A 19,956-nucleotide genomic window follows, 5' to 3' on the forward strand; every position below is an offset into this window, starting at 1 on the left:
AGATTTTTGCAGGAATTTCTCTAAAAGAAGCGAAGCCGTTAAGAGAAAAGAGGGGTGAGAATCACTTGATCAAATATAAATATATACTAGGAATATTTTTCGCTTGTCTTTTAGTTACTCTATGTCTCTATCCATATTTACAAGAGCATTTGGCGGTACATTGGGATGTAAATGGTCGGCCAAACGAGTTTATGAGTAAACAAGTTGTTATAGCACTTATTCCTTGTCTTATTATTTTCTTACATGGATTGATGTATATTATTTCACATAATATATATAAGTTTAATGAAGACGAGCATGTCATTATAAGTGGATTTCTAAAGACGATTACTTTATTTATGTTGTTTATCCATATGCTCATTCTCTTTATTAATTTTGGAAGCATGATATCCTTTCAAACAGGACTAACAATAGGGATTAGTATGTTTCTTTTTATGCTTAGTAAGGCGTTTAAAAAAGTTCAGAGTACGGAAAAAGACCCAATCAAATTAAAAAAGATCCGTTTAGTGAGTAGACGGATTTTTCAAGTGATGGCATGTAGTATATTGTTTTCATTGTTTTTGAACTTGAAATGGGGATTTTATGTGTTACTTAGCGTAATAAGTGGTGGTTCTATTTTGTTTATGTTCTACGCTTTATACTCATACATAATAGAAAGTTATGAAACGTAAAAAAGAGTCTTCTCATTATGAGAAGACTCTTTTAATCTATTTACTTCGTAATAAATTGTTGTGTCCAGTAGTTGCCGCTTTCTACATAGCCAACACCGATGTGAGTGAATCCATTATTTAAGATGTTTGCACGGTGTCCAGCACTGTTCATCCAAGCTTGTACTACTTCTTCAGGTGTACGTTGGCCTTGGGCGATGTTTTCACCTGCAGATGTATAAGAAATACCAAATTTCTTCATCATGTCAAACGGAGACCCGTATGTAGGGCTGTTATGATCAAAGTAGTTATTTTTTTGCATATCTTCAGATTTAATGCGTGCTACTTTGCTTAATTCAGTGTCGATTTTTAAAGCTGGTAAACCTTGTTTTGCACGCTCAGCGTTTGTTAATTCAACAACACGTTGTTCGAACTCGCTTAAAGATTTTGCTTCTTCAGCAGGCTTTTGCTCAGCTGGTTTTTGTTCAGCCGGTTTTTGCGTATTATTGTTTTCAGCAGGCTTTTGAGCTTCTGGTTTTTGAACTTCTTCAGCAGGCTTTTGCTCGGCAGGTTTTTGCTCAGCAGGCTTTTGAGTTTCTGGCTTAGCTGTCGGTTGCTCAGTTACAACATTTTCAGTAGGTTGTTGACCAGGAATAATGCAATTTGGTTGGAAGTTTCCTTGTTGCCATTGTGCTAATGACTCAACGCCCATAGATTGTAAGAATGCTTGTAATTCTTGTTGGCTCATTTGCTTCATCATCACTTTTGAATGCTGAATATTTTGAACCTTTATGTTAGATGGTTGTACTGTTGCAGCTTGTGCATCTAGAGAAGATACTCCTAAAGTAAGAGCTGTTGCAGCAGCTACAGATAATAAAACACGCTTTTTCATGATGTGTGTCCCCCTATATAAAGTTTTAATTTGTTTTCACACGATTTGTTTTTGACAGCCTGTCTGACTGACAAATTCATCGTAGCATAGATTTTGTGAGAAAAAAGATGGAAAAAAATTCATAGACTTAAAATTTACCTAATTTATCCTAAGAGGGGAAAAGGGGAAAAATAAGAGAAACATAGAGTATAAAAGGAATTTTCAGCATTTTTATACTTGGTTATAAGACGCGTTTTTTGGATAAATGTACCTATATTGAAAATGAAGAATCCTATTGTATCAATGGTTTGAGCGTTTTTTTGAGGAATATACTGGATTGATTTTTACAAAACTGTAATGTTTCTGTTGTTCTTTTTTATAATAAAGTAACATATTTTTAATGTTGTAGCGGACAAAAAAGCGGCTATCTCTTTACATAGACGAAGGAGATAGCCGTTTTCCTATTATTACGTATGTTACGAGTTATTACGAGTTGGTTTCAATTGCTTCTAATAATAAATCAACGATGTGAATTCCTCTCATTTTATGAGAAAGACCTTCTCGTTCAATGCCTAATTTCATTTGTAATAAACAACCTGGATTTGCAGTAACAATGGTTGCTGCTTCTGTTTCATGCACACGGTCCATTTTGTAATCTAGAAATTCCATAGATAGTTCTGAATGAACAATGTTATAAATACCAGCAGAACCACAGCAGCGATCCGCATCTTTCATTTCACGGTATGTTGCGCCTTGAATTGCTTCTAGTAACATACGAGGTTCTGAAGATGTTCGCATAACATTGCGTAAGTGACAAGAGTCTTGATACGTAATAACTTGCGGCGTGACTCGTAAGTCATTACGTTTATGGAAATCTAGTTCTACTAGAATAGCAGTAATATCTTTAATTTTAGAAACGAACTGCTTTGCACGTTCAGCCCACTGTGGATCATCTTTTAACAAGTAATCGTAGTCTACGAGGTAAGCTCCGCAACCACCAGCATTCGTAATAATATAGTCGATGTTTAAATCTTCGAATGCTTTTATATTGCGTTTTGCTAATTCTTTTGCCCCATTTTTCTCACCAGCATGTCCATGTAATGCCCCGCAGCAACTTTGTGTTTTCGGAATAACGATATCACAACCAGCTAACTGAAGCAGTTTCATCGTTGCGTTATTTGTTTCTAAAAACATTGTATCCATTAAACAACCTGTGAAGAATGCAACTTGTTTCTTCTTCGTACTTTCAGCAGGTAAAAATTCAGGGCGATCTTTCATTGCTTTCATTTTAGGGACCTTAGGCAAAACGAGATCCATTGTTGCAAGTGTTTCAGGGAATAACTTCATAATCCCTGTTTTATGTGTTAGCGTTTGTAAACCGGAACGTTGGTAAAATCCGATTAATCCTGTTAATGTTCTCATTCGATTTTGATGCGGGAAAAGTCCTTCAAAAACGACTTTACGAACAGCTCTCACTGGCATTGAAAACTTTTTGTTTTGATTTATAATATCACGAGCTTCTTCTAATAAATGTCCATAATTCACACCAGATGGACAAACAGGTTCACAAGCACGGCAGCCGAGGCAAACATTTAATGTGTTTTCAACATCTTCATCTGGCTCAATTAAGCCGTCAACGACCGCTTTCATTAATGCGATACGTCCACGCGGGGAATGTGATTCTTTATATCCAGATTGAATGTAAGTAGGGCAAGTTGGTAAGCAGAAACCGCATCGCATACAGTTTAGTAGTTCATCTTCACTTAATCGTTCTTTAAATTCCTTTTGAATGTTTTCTTTATTTAATGTTGTCATCGCTCAACCACCACTCTTTTACGAGTGTCCTTCGCGAACATCTTTCCTGGATTCATAATGTTATTTGGATCGAAGGCTTGTTTAATTCCTTGCATAGCAGCAATACCTTCTTTACCTAACTTCATTTCTAAATACGGAGCCTTCATCGCACCAACACCATGTTCACCAGTAATCGTGCCACCAAGTTCAATTGCTTTCGCAAATATTTCAGCAAAAGCTTGTTCAGCTCGGTGCATTTCTTCTTCGTTGCGAGCATCTGTCATACAAGTTGGGTGTAGGTTGCCATCGCCAGCATGGCCAAACGTACAAATAGGAATATTATATTTTTTGGCAATGGCATTAATAGCTTCAACCATCGGAGCAATCTGTGAGCGTGGTACCGTTGCATCTTCTAATATTGTAGTAGGTTTTAATCTTGCCAGTGCTGACAGTGCACTACGGCGAGCTGTTCGAAGCGCATCTGCTTCCGCTTCATCTTTTGCGACGCGAACATCAACTGCATTCATGGAACGACAAACGTTAGCCATTTTTTCAATATCTCGATTAACAACTTCAGGTGGACCGTCTTGTTCAATTAATAAAATTGCTTTTACGTCAGTTGGTAAACCGATTTGAGCAAACTCTTCTACTACTTCAATTGTCGGCTGGTCTAAAAACTCAAGTGTCGCTGGAATGATTTTATTTGCAATAATAGAAGAAACAGCACGTGCAGCTTCATTAATATCTTCATATAGTGCAAGCATCGTTTTCTTCGTTTCAGGCATAGGAACAAGTTTTAATATTGCTTCTGTTACGACGCCAAGTGTTCCTTCAGAACCGATAAATAAACGAGTTAAATCGTAACCAGCTACATCTTTTGCTAATTTACCACCAGTGCGAATCATATCACCATTTGGTAAGACAAGTTCAAGCCCCATCACATAATCACGTGTTACGCCATATTTTAATCCACGTAATCCACCCGAGTTTTCATTAATGTTACCGCCAATTGTAGAAATTTTCATTGAGCTTGGATCTGGTGGATAAAATAAACCTTTTTCTTCTACTGCTTTAATAATATCAAGCGTAATAACACCAGCTTGTACAGTAATTGTTAAATTTTCTTCATCAATTTCTAAAATGTTATTCATATGGCGGAAGATAAGGACGATACCGCCTTCAAGTGGACATGTCCCTGCGCAAAGATTTGTTCCAGACCCACGAACATATACAGGGATTTTGTGAGTGTTACATACTTTTAATACTTCAGCTACTTCATTTGTATTACGAGGAGCAATGACTGCATCAGGCATTGCTTGGAAGTTTGGAGTGGCATCATAACTATACGTTAAACGCCCCATATTGGATGTATCTACATTATCTTCGCCAACAATGGATACGAATGAATCAATAATTTGTTTTTCTAACATTGGAAATCCCCCTCAAACTGTTAACGTAATGAGTCATAATAAAAAACGTTGTCACAGTGCTTTCATTATAATGATAAAAAAGTCGGGGGATTCTTTCTATGTATAATCATCTAAAGATTAATCTATTTTATCATTCTTTTTTGTTTGATTATCTAATAAGAGGAGCGAGAAATATAAAATATTTAAGTCCTTGAATTGTTTCGGATCAAGTCCTGTATACTCCTCAATTTTTTTAAGTCTATAATGCAATGTGTTAATGTGTATATGTAATTGCTCCGCTGTTTGTTTATAGGATTGGTTATAATCAATAAATAAACGTAAAGTGTGCATAAGTTCAGGCGATGATAATAAGTTTTCGATGGTGCGCTTTAGAAATTGTTCCCGCGTTTCCGCAGAAATATCTTGTAAGCACATTTCTAAACGTAAATCTTCATTAAATACAATGTTTTTCGTTTCAAGTGATACGGAAAGAGCTTGTAATGCTTGTTCGTATGATAAGTTCATATTGCTTGGTGTAACGGATTGGCCAATCCCGATATATAAAGGAATAGAAAACAAAGTTTCACAGTCTTGTTTTAATCGTTTTAAAAATTGATATGTTTGCTCTTTGGAGTTCGTGGCTGTAAATAAAATGAATCGATCATTTCCCCAGCGAACAAATAGATGCTCCTTTGTTAATAGATTGCGTACGTGTTGCCAAATCTTACGCTGAAGCATCGTGTCATTTTGATCGATAGAGAACAAAATAAGTTGTTTCTTCTTATATAAATCAATACCAAGTGTTTTGGCACGATCGAGAAAGCTTGGAGACCAGTCTGTATTTTGGAGCCAATCAAAGACAAATGCTTCATAAGAACGGTGTTCAAGTTCTAGCTGTTCTAAAAAGTAGTTTTCGTGAATGAGTAGTTCGGTCATTTTACGTAATATTTCTCCGTATTGGGAAATGTTTTCAGGTTCGCCTGTAATTCCAATGACACCAATTACTTCGTCATGGAATAGTAAAGGGAGATTCATACCCGCTTTTACGCCATGCAAACGTCGTTCATCTTCTTTTGTAATAATGACAGTTTTCTTTTGTTTCGCACAGCGGAGTGCGCCTTCATGAAATTGACCGATTCTTTCTATATCTGTACTTGCGATAATAACGCCTTGTATATTAATGATAATAATATTTTCTTTAATTAGTCTGCGTACTTCTCGTACAATTTTATTTGCTAAATCAGGAAAAAGCATAATTGGCACACCTCAAATTCTATTTGTTGTACATTATATATGTAAATGAAGTAGGAAAGGGAAATTTCACACTTTCCACACATTTATTTGTTATTTTACAATTATAACGAAATCATCCGAAGATGGAGGGAATCTTTTGAGAAAGTCTGTTTTTCTTCTCTGTTTTGTATTTCTATTAGTAGGGTGTCAAGGAAGCTCGTATACACCGATTGCTAAAGATAAAAGTGTTATTATAACAACGAATATAAAAGAAGGCAGTATTAGTTTTGTCGATAAGCAAACTAAAAAGTTAATTACGACATGGGAACTTAACGAGCCGATGGCAGGAACCCTACTACTTCCAAATGGTGAAGACATACTTGTATATGGTAAGCAGTTAGAGTACATGTATGTATATTCACTAGTCGAAGGAAGACAAGTGGAGAAATATAAAACTGGAAAAGGTATTGTAAATGTAATCGTATCCGAAGATAAAAAACAATTATTTGCTGCCGATCAAAATGCCCAAAAGGTAAGGTTCTTTACGATAAAAGGTAAAGAGACAGGAAGTGTGTCAACCGGAAAAGGGCCAATAACGATGGTAGAGTACCATAACCAGTTATCTGTATTAAACTTTTATGATACGAAGCTAACGACAATTGATACAAAGAAAAAAGAAGTGATACAAACCTTTATGATTCCACCAGCGTCAACGGGGGCGACAATTAGTCCAGATGGGAAAGAAATATGGATTGGCGGACATGGTGATGGAAATCAGGTAAATGAGAAAGTATTAGTGTATTCTTTGCAGAGCGGAGAAATGGTACGTTCTTTACACGCTCCGTTTATGCCTGTGAATATTACGAAGGATCATAAGTACGTATATGCATTAAGTCACGGTTCGAATACGCTTAGAAAGTTTGATGTTAGCACGTATAAAGAGGTGGCTTCTGTAGAAGTAGGATCAAACCCATTTGCATTTTTGAAGAGCGGAGCAGAAGGGTACGTAGCAAGCTATGATAGTGATGAAGTTTGCGTCATGGATATGAAGAATTTGAAAATAAAACAAACAATTAAAGTCGGAAAAGGACCGTTTCAACTCATAGAGAGAGAAGGGAAGGACAATGAGTAAATATAGGGTGCTAGTTGTAGATGATGAAAGTGATATGAGGCAACTTGTTGGAATGTACTTAGATAATTTCGGATACGAGTGGGAAGAAGCTGAAAATGGAAAAGAAGCTCTAAAAAAATTAGAGACAAATCATTATGATTTCGTTGTACTAGATATTATGATGCCAGAGATGGATGGACTTTCAGTTTGTAAAGAAATTAGAAAAACGTCAGATGTACCAATAATATTTTTAACAGCAAAAGGTGAAGAGTGGAATAGGGTGAACGGCTTACGTATGGGAGCAGATGATTATATTGTAAAGCCATTTAGTCCTGGTGAATTAATTGCTCGTATGGAAGCTGTGTTAAGACGTTATACAAAGCAAGAGCAACAAGAGGAGATTCAGTTTGGCCCGATCCTTATTAATGAAAAAAGTAGGAAGATTGAGGTGGATGGTGAGACGATTTCTCTTACAGTAAAAGAGTTTGATTTACTCTATTTTCTTTGCCAACATACAGGACAAGTATTTAGCCGGGAACAATTGCTGGAAAAGGTATGGGGATATGATTATGCCGGAAGTACAAGAACAGTAGATACGCACGTGAAAACGATGCGTTTGAAGCTTGGAGAAAGTGGAAACTACATTCAAACTGTTTGGGGTGTAGGCTATAAATTTGAGGTGTAACGTATGTTTACGATGGTACAGAAGCTTTGGCTGACAGTAGTATGTGCAGTATTTGTAACAGTTTCCTTTCTTTATTTTGTATCTTTATATTCGTATGAAAAACTATACGTTGATAATTTAAAAGATTCATTAGTAATGGAAGGGAAGCGTCTTGCTGCGCAATATGATAAGCGCGAAGGAATATCAATTTTTGAAGAGAAAGTAAGAGCATTTGATCAAATATCTAGTTCAGACGTTCTTTTCGTATCGAACCCACGTGATTTAAGTGCATGTTTACCATTTGATGTGCACCATCATTCTCTTATAAGTGAAGGGGACAGGCAAGCATTATTAGATGGAAAAACTGTGACAAAGATAGGATACGAGGAACATTTTGACCGTAATATTATGGGGGTTGTCATCCCTGTTTTAGAAAATAAAAAATTAGTTGGTATTGTATATTCTTATATTCCTTTAAAAAGTATAAAAGACTTAATATATGATATGGGTCTTATTTTAGCACCGTTAGCACTTGCTATAACTTTACTGACAATATGGGTTGGTAGAAAAATTATTATTGCTATTACGAAACCACTTTCGCAAATGGAACGAGTTGCCAATCATTTGGCTACGGGAGATTTCTCAGAACGAATTACAATTTCTTCTGAAGATGAAATTGGACGATTAGGAAAAGCATTTAATAAGATGGCAAATTCTTTAGAGACAGAAGACGTAAAGCGTAAGGAGTTTTTAGCTAACGTTTCGCATGAACTAAGAACACCGCTTAGTTATATAAAAGGGTATAGCGAGGCTATTTTAGATGGTGTAGCGAAGGGACCGCAGCAGGAAAAAGTAACACAGCTCATTCATAAAGAAGCAGATCGTATGCAGCGTCTCGTTCATGATTTATTAGATTTAGCACAACTAGAAGGGGAACATTTCCCTTTAAAGAAACAACCTATCGTTTTTTCACAACTAATTGAAGATGTGTTAGATACGTATGAGATTAAGTTTATAGAAAAGAAAATTCGTATTTCAACAAATTTAAATCCAGAAATCATTGTAATGATTGATGAGGATCGTATGCAACAAGTGCTTCATAACGTGTTAGATAATGCGATACGGTATACAAATCAAAACGGGGATATTATGATAACGCTTAGGCAGATAGATGATTACTGTGAATTGAACATAAAAGATACAGGAATCGGTATTGATACGGAGCATTTAGAAAACCTTGGTGAACGTTTTTACAGAGTTGATAAAGCGAGAAGTCGTCAACATGGTGGAACAGGTTTAGGCCTGGCAATTGTAAGACAAATTGTTCATATACATGAAGGACAGTGGCGAATTGAAAGTGAAAAAGGGAACGGCACGACGGTTAGTATTAAATTGAAAGTACAGGATGAGGAGAGCATGTTCTAATTTTTAGGGCATGCTCTTCTTTAGAAAACAGTTATACGTAAAAGTATTAATTAATATGTAATAAATATCGAAATTTTGACGATTTTATGAACAAAACATTTGTACTTCTTACCAATTCGTTCTAAAATGGTTATGATGCAAAGTTCTTATAAATCGTTTCAATTGTTGTTTGGAAGATACTGAGGTGATTTAACTGGAGTACAAATCTATTAAACCGAAAAAAATTTACGAAGAAGTATCTGAAGCTATTTTAACAATGATTAAAAATGGTACGTTAAAACCTGGTGACAAACTACTTCCTGTACATCAATTAGCTGAGCAGTTTCAAGTTGGCAGATCTGCTGTTCGTGAAGCGCTAAGTGCGCTAAGAGCGATGGGCTTAATTGAGATGAAACAAGGAGAAGGTACATATGTGAAGAATTTTGATTCTTCTTCATTAACAAAATCATTAAACAATAGATTATTGATGAAGAAAGAAGATATTTTGAATTTATTAGAAGTACGAAAGGTGCTTGAAGTGGGGGCAGTTCGAGCAGCTGCGGCAAAACGTACGGAAGATAATTTGCAAAATATGAAGCATTGGTTAGATGAAATGGCAAAGAGCATTGGAGATGAAAAGGCTGGCGAAAAAGCAGATTTTCAGTTCCATATGGGAATTGCGGAGTCTTCGCATAACAACATTTTGCTTGAACTCATGAATCATGTTTCAGAGATGATTGCTGAAACGATTGGTGAATCAAGACGCATTATTTTATATGGTGAACAAACAACATCAGAACGACTTATAGAAGAGCATCAAGTTATATATGATGCAGTGTTAAAGCAAGATGTAGAATTAGCGCAGCAAGCAATGCTAGATCATTTAACAAATGTGGAACATATTGTCACAGGTAGCAACGATATAAATTCTTAATTTAATCTTTTAAAAATCTAATTTTCTGATAAAATAGAGAGAGATTAAGTAAGCGTTTTCTTTAGAAGAGGGAGAGGATAGGCCATGGTTGAGCCTATTTCTTCTCTCCTTAGTCATCTGATGACCATATGTTTGTTGGTGGAGTTGTAAAAAGGGGGAGTAATAATTATGAAAGTTACTTTATTTGTTACTTGTTTAGTCGATATGTTTGAAACAAATGTCGGCAAAGCAACAGTTGAGGTGTTGGAGCGTTTAGGTTGTGAAATTGAATTTCCAGAAGCACAAGTTTGTTGCGGTCAGCCTGCTTATAATAGCGGCCATGTAGAAGCTGCAAAAGAAGCGATGAAACATATGATTGAAACTTTTGAAGATGCAGAATATATTGTTACGCCATCTGGTTCTTGTGCGACAATGTTTCATGAGTATCCGCATGTTTTTAAAGATGATCCGAAGTGGGCTAAACGTGCACAAAAAGTTGCTGATAAAACATATGAATTTACACAATTTATTGTAGACGTTTTAAAGGTTACTGATGTTGGTGCAAGTTTACCAGGGATTGCTACTATTCATAAATCATGTCATATGACACGTATGCTTGGAGTAACAGAGGCACCAGGAATTTTATTATCAAATGTAAAAGGGTTAACTGTGAGAGAGTTACCAAATGTGCAAAATTGTTGCGGGTTTGGGGGAACGTTTTCAGTGAAGATGACTCCAATTTCTGAGCAAATGGTAGATGAAAAGGTAGATAGTGCAATGGAAACAGGCGCTGATTATTTAATCGGTGCAGATTGTGGGTGTTTGTTAAACATTGGCGGACGTATTGAGCGTTTAGGAAAAGAAATAAAAGTAATGCATATTGCTGAGGTACTGAATAGTCGCTCATGAAGGGGGAACATAAGCTATGTCTATGAAAATCAGTGAGAAAAAATTTAATGATCGCGTTGGCGATGGAATTCAAGATTCGTTTATGCGCGGAGCAGTATCTTCTGCACAAACACGCTTATATACGAATCGTTTAAAAGCAGCAGATGAATTAGGAAACTGGGAAGAATGGCGTGAACTCGGTGAAGAAATTCGTCAACATACGTTAGAAAATCTTGATTATTACTTAATGCAGTTAAGTGAAAATGTATCCAAAAGAGGCGGACATGTGTACTTTGCGAAAACGAAAGAGGAAGCAGCAAAGTATATTCAAGACGTTGCAAAAAAGAAGCAGGCAAAAAAGGTAGTAAAATCAAAGTCAATGGTAACAGAAGAAATTAGTATGAACCATGCGCTTGAAGAAATCGGTTGTGAAGTGTTAGAAAGTGATCTAGGAGAGTATATTCTGCAAGTAGATAACGATCCACCTTCACATATTATTGCGCCTGCTCTTCATAAAAATAGAACGCAAATTCGTGACGTATTTAAAGAAAAGCTTGGCTATGAAAATTCTGATGATCCATACGAAATGACAAAGTTTGTTCGTAAACAACTTCGTGAAAAATTTATGGATGCTGAAATTGGTGTGACAGGTTGTAACTTCGCTGTTGCAAATACTGGCTCTCTTTGTTTAGTAACAAATGAAGGTAATGCCGACCTTGTTATGTCGATTCCAAAAACACAAATTGCGGTTATGGGTATGGAACGTATGGTTCCGACAATGGAAGAATTAGATGTTTTAGTTGGTTTACTATGTCGTAGTGCAGTAGGTCAAAAGTTAACAAGTTATGTAACGGTAGCGGGACCAATTCAAGAAGAGGAAGTAGATGGCCCAGAAGAATTCCACTTAGTTGTGGTTGATAATGGTCGTTCTCAAATTCTCGGATCTGAATTCCGTCAAGTTTTGCAATGTATTCGTTGTGCTGCTTGTGTGAACGTATGCCCTGTATATCGACATGTTGGTGGACATTCATACGGCTCTATATACTCAGGACCAATTGGGGCGGTATTAACACCACTTTTAGGTGGATATGATGATTACAAAGAGCTTCCTTATGCTTCTAGTTTATGCGGAGCGTGTACAGAAGCTTGTCCAGTAAAAATTCCATTGCATGATTTATTATTAAAACATCGTCAAGTTATCGTTGAGCAAGAAGGGCGTGCTCCACTTGCAGAAAAATTAGCAATGAAAATGTTTAGTATGGGTGCATCTTCAGCAGCTTTATATAAAATGGGATCAAAGATGGCGCCAGCAGCAATGAGTCCATTTACATCTGGTAACCGTGTATCAAAAGGTGTTGGGCCACTTAAAAACTGGACAGATATTCGTGAATTCCCGGCTCCAAGTAAAGAACGATTCCGTGATTGGTATAAAGATCATAAGAAAGGCGGGGACAAATAATGACAGGATTAATTCAAAACCGTGAGTCCTTTCTAGAAAATATTGCAAAAGAACTTGGACGCACGCGTAAAACGGATGGTGTAAAACGTCCAGTATGGAAAAACAATGTGAATAAAGAAACGTTAAAAAATTATTCACAAGAAGAATTGTTAGAAGTATTTAAAAATCAATGTACAAACATTCATACAACTGTTGTGGAAACGACAAATGACCGTTTACGTGAAGATATTCAAAAAGTAATCGTTGAAAACGGCGGGGGACCTATTATGTTATCGGCAGATGAACGTTTTGATTCTTATGGATTGACTTCTTTATTTAAAGAAGAACTTCCAAAGCAAAATGTTGAAGTGAACGTATGGGATCCTGAGAAAAAAGAAGAGAATATGCGTATCGCGGAAAGAACGAATATTGGAATTGCATTTAGTGATTATACTTTAGCCGAATCTGGTACGATCGTTGTACAAAGTCATAAAGGCCAAGGCCGTTCTTTACACTTTTTACCGACTGTATACTTTGCTATTATTCCACGTGAAACACTTGTACCTCGTATTACACAAGCAGTTGAGGATATGAACAAGCGTGTAGAAAATGGCGAGACAGTGGCATCTTGTATTAACTTTATTACAGGACCTAGTAACTCGGCAGATATAGAAATGAATCTTGTTGTCGGAGTACATGGACCATTAAAAGCAGTATATTTCATCGTATAAAATAGGGGAAAGCAGGCCAGAAAATGGCCTGCTTTTTTAATAGAATAGAGATAATATGAAGTAGAAGTTCTCTCCTTTTTTTGCTATGTTCTTCTGGAAAGGAGAGGAAGGGATGTTCACTTATGTATATGCATTGTTAGCGGGGATGGTGTTTGGTTCTTTTTTTATGGTAATTGCGATGAGAGTTCCGCTAGGGGAGTCTATCATAACCCCGCGTTCATATTGTCATTATTGTAAGTATGTGCTAAAGCCAAAAGAATTGATTCCAATCATTTCTTTTTGTATGCAAAGAGGGCGTTGTACGAATTGTAAGAGGAAAATTTCAATTTTGTACGTAGTATTTGAACTTGTAACTGGAATGATATGCCTTCTTACTGTATATATGATTGGGGTGGAACGAGAGCTTATTATCGTTTTATCACTTTTTTCGTTACTTCTTATTATTTCAGTTACAGATTACATATATATGTTAATTCCAAATCGTATTTTAGCTTGGTTTGCTTGTTTACTCATTTTAGAATGTGCTTTTATACCGTTAGTCACTTGGATAGATAGTATAGTTGGTAGTTGCGTTATATTCATTTTGTTATACTGCATGCAAAAGATATATCCAGAAGGGCTTGGGGGAGGGGATATAAAATTACTTTCGTTACTTGGATTTATAGTGGGACTGAAAGGGATTTTTATCGTTTTATTTTTAGCATCTTGCTTTAGTCTTTGTTTCTTTGGAGCTGGTCTCGTATTAAAACGTATGAAAATGAGGACTCAAATACCGTTTGGTCCTTTTATTAGTCTTGGGGCAATATGTTACATGTTGGTCACGTATGCAAAATAGAGAGGGGATAGAAAATGAATGTATATATGGATGATCAAAGAAGTTGTCCGTACGGTTACGTGCTCGCAACTACAGTAGAATGTGCTTTGCAAATGGTACGAGATTATGAGGTGAATGTTCTTTCCATTGATTTCAATATGGGATGGGGAGAAAAAAGTGGATTAGATTTTGTCGAAGCTTTTTGTAAAGAGGGTTTATATGTAAATGAAATACACTTTCATACGAATGATGTCATCGGTATGCATAAGATGAAACAGAGAATGAATAAGGGAAAGGAAGAAGGAGAGATTAATCCTAATCTTGTTGTTAAATATGTGGGGAGCTAAAAACTCCAAAGTAAAACTTTGGAGTTTTTAATGTTTCATATGCGCTTGCAACGGAATGATTTCTTCTTGTTGAGCTGCTCCTAATTCAGTTTCTTCTTGTTTCACGTCAGGTACTTTCTTTGTTAAGTAATGGTATACCATACCGACAAATACAGACCCACCAATAATGTTACCGATTGTAACTGGAATTAAGTTATGAATAGCACCTGCAAAAGAAATTGTCTCAGGATGCGGTGAAACTAAAGATAAAGCAAACAGTGATAAGTTTGCGATGCTATGCTCGTAACCAGATAAGAAGAATGTGAAAACGAGCATCATCATCATCATAATTTTTGCTGTATCACCTTTAACTTGAGAAGGTAAGAAACAAGCAAGACATACAAGCCAGTTACATAAAATTGCTTTAAAGAATAGTTGCATTGTAGGTGTATTCATTTTTCCTTCTACTACTTTATTCATGAAATGACCGTGATCAATTGCTTCAAAAATGCCAGTTGCGTAAAATAGTAAGGCAAAGAATAAAGCACCAGCTAAATTGCCTGCATAACAAGCAAACCAGTTACGAAGTGTATCAGATAGTGTTGTTTCTTTTCTTAATGTTGCTACAGTGAAGTACATTGTGTTTCCAGTAAACAATTCAGCACCACCATATATAATAAGTACGAGAGCAATTCCGAAAAACATAGAAGCAGCTAAATAAGTTGCTGGTGAATCTGCAATGTGAAAAAAGTTACCTAATTTAAAGCATAGAACAATAATAAAACCGATATAAATACCCGCAAGTGCTGCACGAATGAAATATTGCATCGGGTTTGTATCTAACATTTGTTTTTTGCTCTTAGCCAGTTTGACAACATAATCTAATCCTTGTTCTAGCATGAGTAATACGCTCCTTTAGTACATCATCTATAAATACTCCTTATATGAATAAAGTACATGGATTCTTTTATAGTTTCAATAAGTTTGTGCAATGTTTCACAAAAAGGACATACATATATTAAGAAAGCGTTTACAAAATATAGTATAATAGAATTTTTTCTGGACATTGAGAGGGGACAAGGAAAAAAGAAAAAGCACTGTAATTACAGCGCTTTTTCGTCTAAATTCTTTTCTACTTTTGTTTCTACTTCTTTTGAGAAGAACCAACCACCAGCTGCGATTCCAACTAATACAATCCAGAATGTAAGCTTCCATGGTGTAGATTCTGGGAATGAGTGCGGAATTACATTTAATGCAGGGTGTGCTAACGTATAAACTGCTAGTTTCACACCAACCCAACCTACAATTAAGAATGCCGCAGTTTCAAGTCCTGGTTTACGTTTTAAAATTTGTACGAAAGCAGTTGCCGCAAATCGCATAATGATTAATCCGATAAGTCCACCTACAAAGATAACAACGAATTGTCCAGTATCAAGACTACCAATTGTACCTAATCCTGTTTTTGGTAAAGTCATTGCTAATGCAACAGCAGCTAAAATAGAATCAACTGCGAAGGCGATATCTGCAACTTCAACTTTAAATACAGTCCACCAAAAGTTCTCTTGTTTTTTCTTTGCTTCTTTTTCTTCTGTTTCTTCATCTGTATTCTTTTTAACATACGTTTTAAATAAGTGATTACCAGCGATAAACATAAGGTAAATGGCACCGATTGCTTGCACTTGCCATACGTCGACTAGGAACGAAATCATAAATAACGATCCGAAACGGAAAACAAATGCCCCTGCTAATCCATAAAATAGTGCTTTCTTTCTTTTTTCTTCTGGTAAATGTTTTACCATAATTGCAAGAACAAGAGCGTTGTCAGCCGCTAAAATCCCCTCTAGTGCAATTAGGATGAGTAATACCCAACCATACTCCAATAATAATGATACATCCATGTACATTCTCCTCTCATTTCTATAAGTACTAAATAAGTGAAGAATTTCCCCACTATTTAGTTTCCCCATACTCCTGCCTATTAACTTTGGAAGAATTTGGTAATGAATGCAAAAAAGACCTCTGCCGTTAATAGGCAAAGGTCTTGCTAGACATATGTAATGAAAATGCCAACAAAGCCGGAAGAACTAAGTTCTACGTAATGACGACTTTGTTTCCAAGAAATATTCTTGGACGCTACTCCCCTTTGGAGATATGCTATTGTACTCTCATTATATGGATAATTTATACGGTTGTCAACCTGTTAAAATGTCTTCATTCGGATATTTTATTTTCCGGTTCTTTTTACGTGCAAATGAAAAAGCTAATGTTAAAGGCCCCATCTTCCCAAAAAACATCATAAAGATAATAATAGCTTTTCCAATCATCGTTAAGTGTGGTGTGAAATTCATACTGAGACCGACAGTCCCAAATGCTGAAAATACTTCGAAAGCACTCATCAATAGAGGAACTCGCTCAGTAATGCTTAAAATTAAAATAGCAAAAAAAATAAATGAAATAGAAATAATAGCGATGGTTAATGATTTGACAATGAGAGTATCTTTAATGGATTTTTTAAACACGACAATATCATCTTGCTCTTGTAAAAATTTAAATACTCCAAAAAACATGATTAAAAAGGTTGTTAATTTAATCCCACCGCCAGTTGAAGCACTACCGGCTCCGATAAACATTAGAAGCATCATTAATAAAAGGGAAGGCTTTGATAATGCGGAAATATCAACTGTATTAAAACCAGCAGTACGCGTTGAAATAGCTTGGAAATAAGCAGCCATGCCTTCTTCAAATGGAGTAAAGCCTCTCATAGAAAGAGAATTGTGAAACTCGAATATAAAAATAAAAACAGTCGCAATAATATTGATGATTAGAGTAGAAGAGAGCATAAGTTTTGAGTGTAATGTAAGGTTTTTAAAATTTTTCTTTCTTTTTATATCTACGATTACTGTAAAACCAATCCCACCTAAAATAATGAGGGAGGAAATGACGAGATTGACAAGAATGCTGTGAGAGTGGGACATTAAATTATCGCTCCAAACAGAAAAACCTGCATTGTTAAAAGCAGAGATGGAATGAAAAAAGCTATAATAGATCCCTTTAGCAATCCCATATTTCGGTACCCATTCAAAAGAAAGAATGAAAGCAGCGATACATTCGACTGTAAAAGAGAATAAAAATAATGCTTTGGCAAGACGAATGACACCGCCTATATTCGTTTGATTTAATGCTTGTTGCAGTAAAATTCGGTTTTGAAGGCCAATTTTTCTGCCAAGCATAATCGCAATTAAAACGGCAAAGCTCATAATGCCAAGTCCGCCCACTTGTATAAGTGTTAAAATGACACATTGGCCAAATAAGGTAAATACTTTCCCGGTGTCCACAACACCAAGCCCTGTAACCGTACAAGCAGAAACGGTTGTAAATAAAGCATCGAGCCATGAAATAGACGTCGTTGTAGCAATTGGCAATTTTAATAAGCATGTACCGATAATTGATAACATAATAAAAGACAAAGTAAGAACACGGGGAGGACTCATGCGAATGTTAATCCGTTTCATGTTACATATCGTTCCTTTCAGTTTGCTTTTACTAGTATGTGAAAAAGCACCATTATGTATGTTAAAAATAGAAAGAGGCAGAGAATATCTGCCTCTAAGCCATATGTTATATTGTTATCCACGTAATTGTTGTTGAGCTAAAGAAACAAGACGTTTTGTTACTTCACCGCCAACTGATCCGTTAGAACGTGATGCAGTATTAGACCCTAAGCTTACGCCGAATTCTTGTGCAATTTCATATTTAAATTGATCAAGTGCTTGTTCAGCACCTGGAACTAGTAATTTGTTTGTTTTTGCCATGATGATACACATCCTTATGAGTAATCCAGTTCAGCTAAGTATGTATCTGAACTGGTACCGTTATTTTATGTGGAACCGGCGTGCTCATACGCGGAAGTAATCGGTGTGATTAGAAGTTATTGGATAGAAAAAAGAGTAGCAATTTTTGCTACTCTTTTTTTAGTATTGTCGCTGTACCTTCCACGACAATATCATCCGATTGATTATATATATTTGTTTGCAACGTAATGATTTTTTTATCGTCACGTTTTTTGATGACCTCTGCCACAACGCGAAGTGTATCGCCGATTTTGACAGGAGCGCGGAATGAAACGTTTTGAGATAAATAAATCGTATTTTTACCCGGGAGTTTCGTTCCAAGGATGGTAGAAATAAAACTTGAAACGAGCATACCATGAGCAATACGTTCTTTAAACATTGTCGTTTTTGCAAAAGAATCTAAAATATGAATAGGATTCACATCTCCAGTCAATTTTGCAAAATTGATAACGTCCTCATCCGTAATCGTTTTTGTAAGTGATGCTTGATCACCGACTTGAATCTCATCATAACGAAGCTCCGGGACGGTTTGTGCTTCTTGAAATGGATTCATTTTGTCCTCCTTCTTTTCCATATCGAAAAATGCTAGCCATCTTGATGTAGTAGGAGGAAGAAAGAGTTTTGTTTGTGCTGCAGTTAGCTCCCACATTTTTCTTACTTGATGGAAGTAAATAGATTTTTTGAGTTTTCCTCGAACTTTTTTGCGAGTTCCAACTGTTTTGTCTTGAAATCTTCCAAAAAACCTTCTAACTGTTTTTGAGCCTCTTCACGTTGTAATTGTTGTTGTTCAATAAATTGCTTCGTTGTTTCTTCAAATTGACCGCTTGTTTGAGTAAGGATAGACAAAGATGTTTTTGTAGGAGAAACAGTTAGCTGTTGCATATGAGCAGAAAGCTCTTTCCATTTGTCTTGCCACTCATTAATTTGATCATTTAAGGAGTTTCCAGTTAATTGCTTCACGTAATCTGTATACTGATTATTGAATTGAGTAGTAAATTGTTGCAGTTCTTTTTCTAGTTCATCTACTCCTGCTGTTAATTTATGCAAAGCATCTTGTTGTTGTTTTAATGTTTCTAAAGTAAGTTGCTCTAATTGTTTCCCAGCTGAAGAGAAAAGGGAAAGTGATTGAGACCAGTTTTTCCAAAATGCATCGACTAATTCGTATGGTTTAGTTTCCATTGTTTGACCCCCAAATGTTTTTTTACATATTGTGAACGCAGATTATTCTGCTGTATCACCAGGTGAAGATGAAGAATCTTTTTCATCCTTTTCTGGAGAAGTAGAAAATGGAAAGAATGCATTGGTGTATAACGTGAAAAACGTCCGCAACATATTTTGATAATGCTCAAAAGAAGTCGCACATGTTGTTAAATATTGCTCTCCATATTCAGTTAAAGAATAAATTCTTTTGGCTGGCCCTCCGTCGCTTGTGTCCCAAGTAGAAGAAATAAGGTTTTCTTTTTCTAATTTGCGTAGTGTTCTGTACACATTACCTTGGTCAACAGAAGAAAAGCCGATATCCATTAGCATTTGAATAAGTTTGTAACCATGAAGACTCCAGTCTTTAAGACAGAGAAGTAAGAAGGGAACTAAGAAGTTTTTTGGCATGGAGTTTGGTTGTTTTGCTTGGTTGTTCTCCAAACTTTCGCGTTGTTCTGGTTCATTATGTAGCATGATTGTGCATCACCTCATGAATCAGTTAGATGGAATTTTTTGCTTATAAGTGCAATTTACACCTATCTGTTTTTAAAGTCAATACATTTGTTAGAAAATAGAAAAAAATAAAATATAGACTTGAAGTTTTATTCAGAATATTAGAAAATAATGAATAGGTTGAATTGTTTCAAAAACGAAAAAGGGAG

21 protein-coding genes and 1 riboswitch are annotated in these 19,956 nt (G+C 35.9%); of the genes, 10 read left to right on the plus strand and 11 right to left on the minus strand.

Annotated features, from left to right (window positions below):
• Positions 1–65 precede the first annotated feature (65 nt).
• Positions 66–671, plus strand: coding sequence for a DUF1648 domain-containing protein (locus NST14_RS06925; protein WP_000598992.1), 606 nt, complete (start codon positions 66–68; stop codon positions 669–671).
• A 40-nt stretch (positions 672–711) separates the two neighbouring features.
• On the opposite strand, the gene NST14_RS06930 is transcribed toward NST14_RS06925, so the two are convergent.
• From NST14_RS06930 to NST14_RS06945, 4 genes are all read right to left on the minus strand, one after another.
• Positions 712–1,539, minus strand: a complete 828-nt coding sequence (locus NST14_RS06930) for a CAP domain-containing protein (protein ID WP_000747582.1) — start codon at positions 1,537–1,539, stop codon at positions 712–714.
• Between the two features lie 465 nt (positions 1,540–2,004).
• Positions 2,005–3,333, minus strand: a complete 1,329-nt coding sequence (locus NST14_RS06935; RefSeq protein WP_000209638.1) for a (Fe-S)-binding protein — start codon at positions 3,331–3,333, stop codon at positions 2,005–2,007.
• Positions 3,330–4,742 (minus strand): glycolate oxidase subunit GlcD, encoded by a 1,413-nt coding sequence (glcD, locus tag NST14_RS06940; RefSeq protein WP_000890742.1) that lies wholly within the window; start codon positions 4,740–4,742, stop codon positions 3,330–3,332. The genes NST14_RS06935 and glcD overlap by 4 nt, the downstream gene beginning before the upstream one ends.
• 117 nt (positions 4,743–4,859) lie before the next feature.
• A complete protein-coding gene (locus NST14_RS06945; RefSeq protein ID WP_000898624.1) occupies positions 4,860–5,975 on the minus strand; it encodes a CdaR family transcriptional regulator in 1,116 nt (371 codons plus the stop codon).
• A 136-nt stretch (positions 5,976–6,111) separates the two neighbouring features.
• Here NST14_RS06945 and NST14_RS06950 point away from each other — a divergent pair, with 136 nt between their 5' ends.
• From NST14_RS06950 to NST14_RS06990, 9 genes are all read left to right on the plus strand, one after another.
• Positions 6,112–7,086, plus strand: a complete 975-nt coding sequence (locus NST14_RS06950) for a YncE family protein (protein ID WP_001232401.1) — start codon at positions 6,112–6,114, stop codon at positions 7,084–7,086.
• Complete coding sequence (locus NST14_RS06955; RefSeq protein WP_000049874.1) at positions 7,079–7,750, plus strand: response regulator transcription factor; 672 nt, start codon at positions 7,079–7,081, stop codon at positions 7,748–7,750. The genes NST14_RS06950 and NST14_RS06955 overlap by 8 nt, the downstream gene beginning before the upstream one ends.
• 3 nt (positions 7,751–7,753) lie before the next feature.
• On the plus strand, positions 7,754–9,154 hold the full coding sequence (locus NST14_RS06960; protein WP_048557209.1) for a sensor histidine kinase: 1,401 nt from the start codon (positions 7,754–7,756) through the stop codon (positions 9,152–9,154).
• Between the two features lie 223 nt (positions 9,155–9,377).
• Positions 9,378–10,067 (plus strand): FadR/GntR family transcriptional regulator, encoded by a 690-nt coding sequence (locus NST14_RS06965; protein ID WP_255256540.1) that lies wholly within the window; start codon positions 9,378–9,380, stop codon positions 10,065–10,067.
• 168 nt (positions 10,068–10,235) lie between these two features.
• On the plus strand, positions 10,236–10,955 hold the full coding sequence (locus tag NST14_RS06970) for a (Fe-S)-binding protein (RefSeq protein WP_000869149.1): 720 nt from the start codon (positions 10,236–10,238) through the stop codon (positions 10,953–10,955).
• Positions 10,956–10,971: 16 nt separating this feature from the next.
• Entirely contained in the window at positions 10,972–12,393 is a 1,422-nt protein-coding gene (locus NST14_RS06975; protein WP_000061914.1) for a LutB/LldF family L-lactate oxidation iron-sulfur protein, read from the plus strand.
• Positions 12,393–13,103 carry a LutC/YkgG family protein gene (locus NST14_RS06980; RefSeq protein WP_000147209.1) on the plus strand — a complete coding sequence of 237 codons (711 nt, stop codon included), beginning with the start codon at positions 12,393–12,395 and terminating at the stop codon, positions 13,101–13,103. Before NST14_RS06975 ends, NST14_RS06980 begins: the two co-directional genes overlap by 1 nt.
• A gap of 112 nt (positions 13,104–13,215) precedes the next feature.
• Positions 13,216–13,938 (plus strand): prepilin peptidase, encoded by a 723-nt coding sequence (locus tag NST14_RS06985; RefSeq protein ID WP_000495748.1) that lies wholly within the window; start codon positions 13,216–13,218, stop codon positions 13,936–13,938.
• Positions 13,939–13,952: 14 nt separating this feature from the next.
• On the plus strand, positions 13,953–14,264 hold the full coding sequence (locus tag NST14_RS06990; protein ID WP_001103778.1) for a cyclic-phosphate processing receiver domain-containing protein: 312 nt from the start codon (positions 13,953–13,955) through the stop codon (positions 14,262–14,264).
• Between the two features lie 27 nt (positions 14,265–14,291).
• On the opposite strand, the gene NST14_RS06995 is transcribed toward NST14_RS06990, so the two are convergent.
• From NST14_RS06995 to phaQ, 7 genes are all read right to left on the minus strand, one after another.
• Positions 14,292–15,143: a formate/nitrite transporter family protein gene (locus tag NST14_RS06995; protein ID WP_000893048.1), complete on the minus strand. Its 852-nt coding sequence runs from the start codon at positions 15,141–15,143 to the stop codon at positions 14,292–14,294.
• Positions 15,144–15,346: 203 nt separating this feature from the next.
• Complete coding sequence (locus NST14_RS07000) at positions 15,347–16,141, minus strand: TerC family protein (protein ID WP_000383322.1); 795 nt, start codon at positions 16,139–16,141, stop codon at positions 15,347–15,349.
• Between the two features lie 90 nt (positions 16,142–16,231).
• Positions 16,232–16,397, minus strand: a riboswitch (yybP-ykoY riboswitch).
• A gap of 38 nt (positions 16,398–16,435) precedes the next feature.
• Entirely contained in the window at positions 16,436–17,755 is a 1,320-nt protein-coding gene (locus NST14_RS07005) for a TrkH family potassium uptake protein (RefSeq protein ID WP_000822333.1), read from the minus strand.
• Positions 17,756–17,869: 114 nt separating this feature from the next.
• On the minus strand, positions 17,870–18,055 hold the full coding sequence (locus NST14_RS07010) for an alpha/beta-type small acid-soluble spore protein (protein ID WP_001140707.1): 186 nt from the start codon (positions 18,053–18,055) through the stop codon (positions 17,870–17,872).
• A gap of 148 nt (positions 18,056–18,203) precedes the next feature.
• Complete coding sequence (locus tag NST14_RS07015) at positions 18,204–18,647, minus strand: MaoC family dehydratase (protein WP_001067916.1); 444 nt, start codon at positions 18,645–18,647, stop codon at positions 18,204–18,206.
• Positions 18,648–18,748: 101 nt separating this feature from the next.
• Positions 18,749–19,273, minus strand: coding sequence for a polyhydroxyalkanoic acid inclusion protein PhaP (gene phaP, locus NST14_RS07020; protein WP_000448576.1), 525 nt, complete (start codon positions 19,271–19,273; stop codon positions 18,749–18,751).
• A gap of 42 nt (positions 19,274–19,315) precedes the next feature.
• Positions 19,316–19,768: a poly-beta-hydroxybutyrate-responsive repressor gene (phaQ, locus tag NST14_RS07025; protein ID WP_000903020.1), complete on the minus strand. Its 453-nt coding sequence runs from the start codon at positions 19,766–19,768 to the stop codon at positions 19,316–19,318.
• Between the last annotated feature and the right edge of the window lie 188 nt (positions 19,769–19,956).

The sequence above is a fragment of the Bacillus sp. FSL W8-0519 genome, assembly GCF_038005585.1.
GTDB lineage: Bacteria > Bacillota > Bacilli > Bacillales > Bacillaceae_G > Bacillus_A > Bacillus_A paranthracis.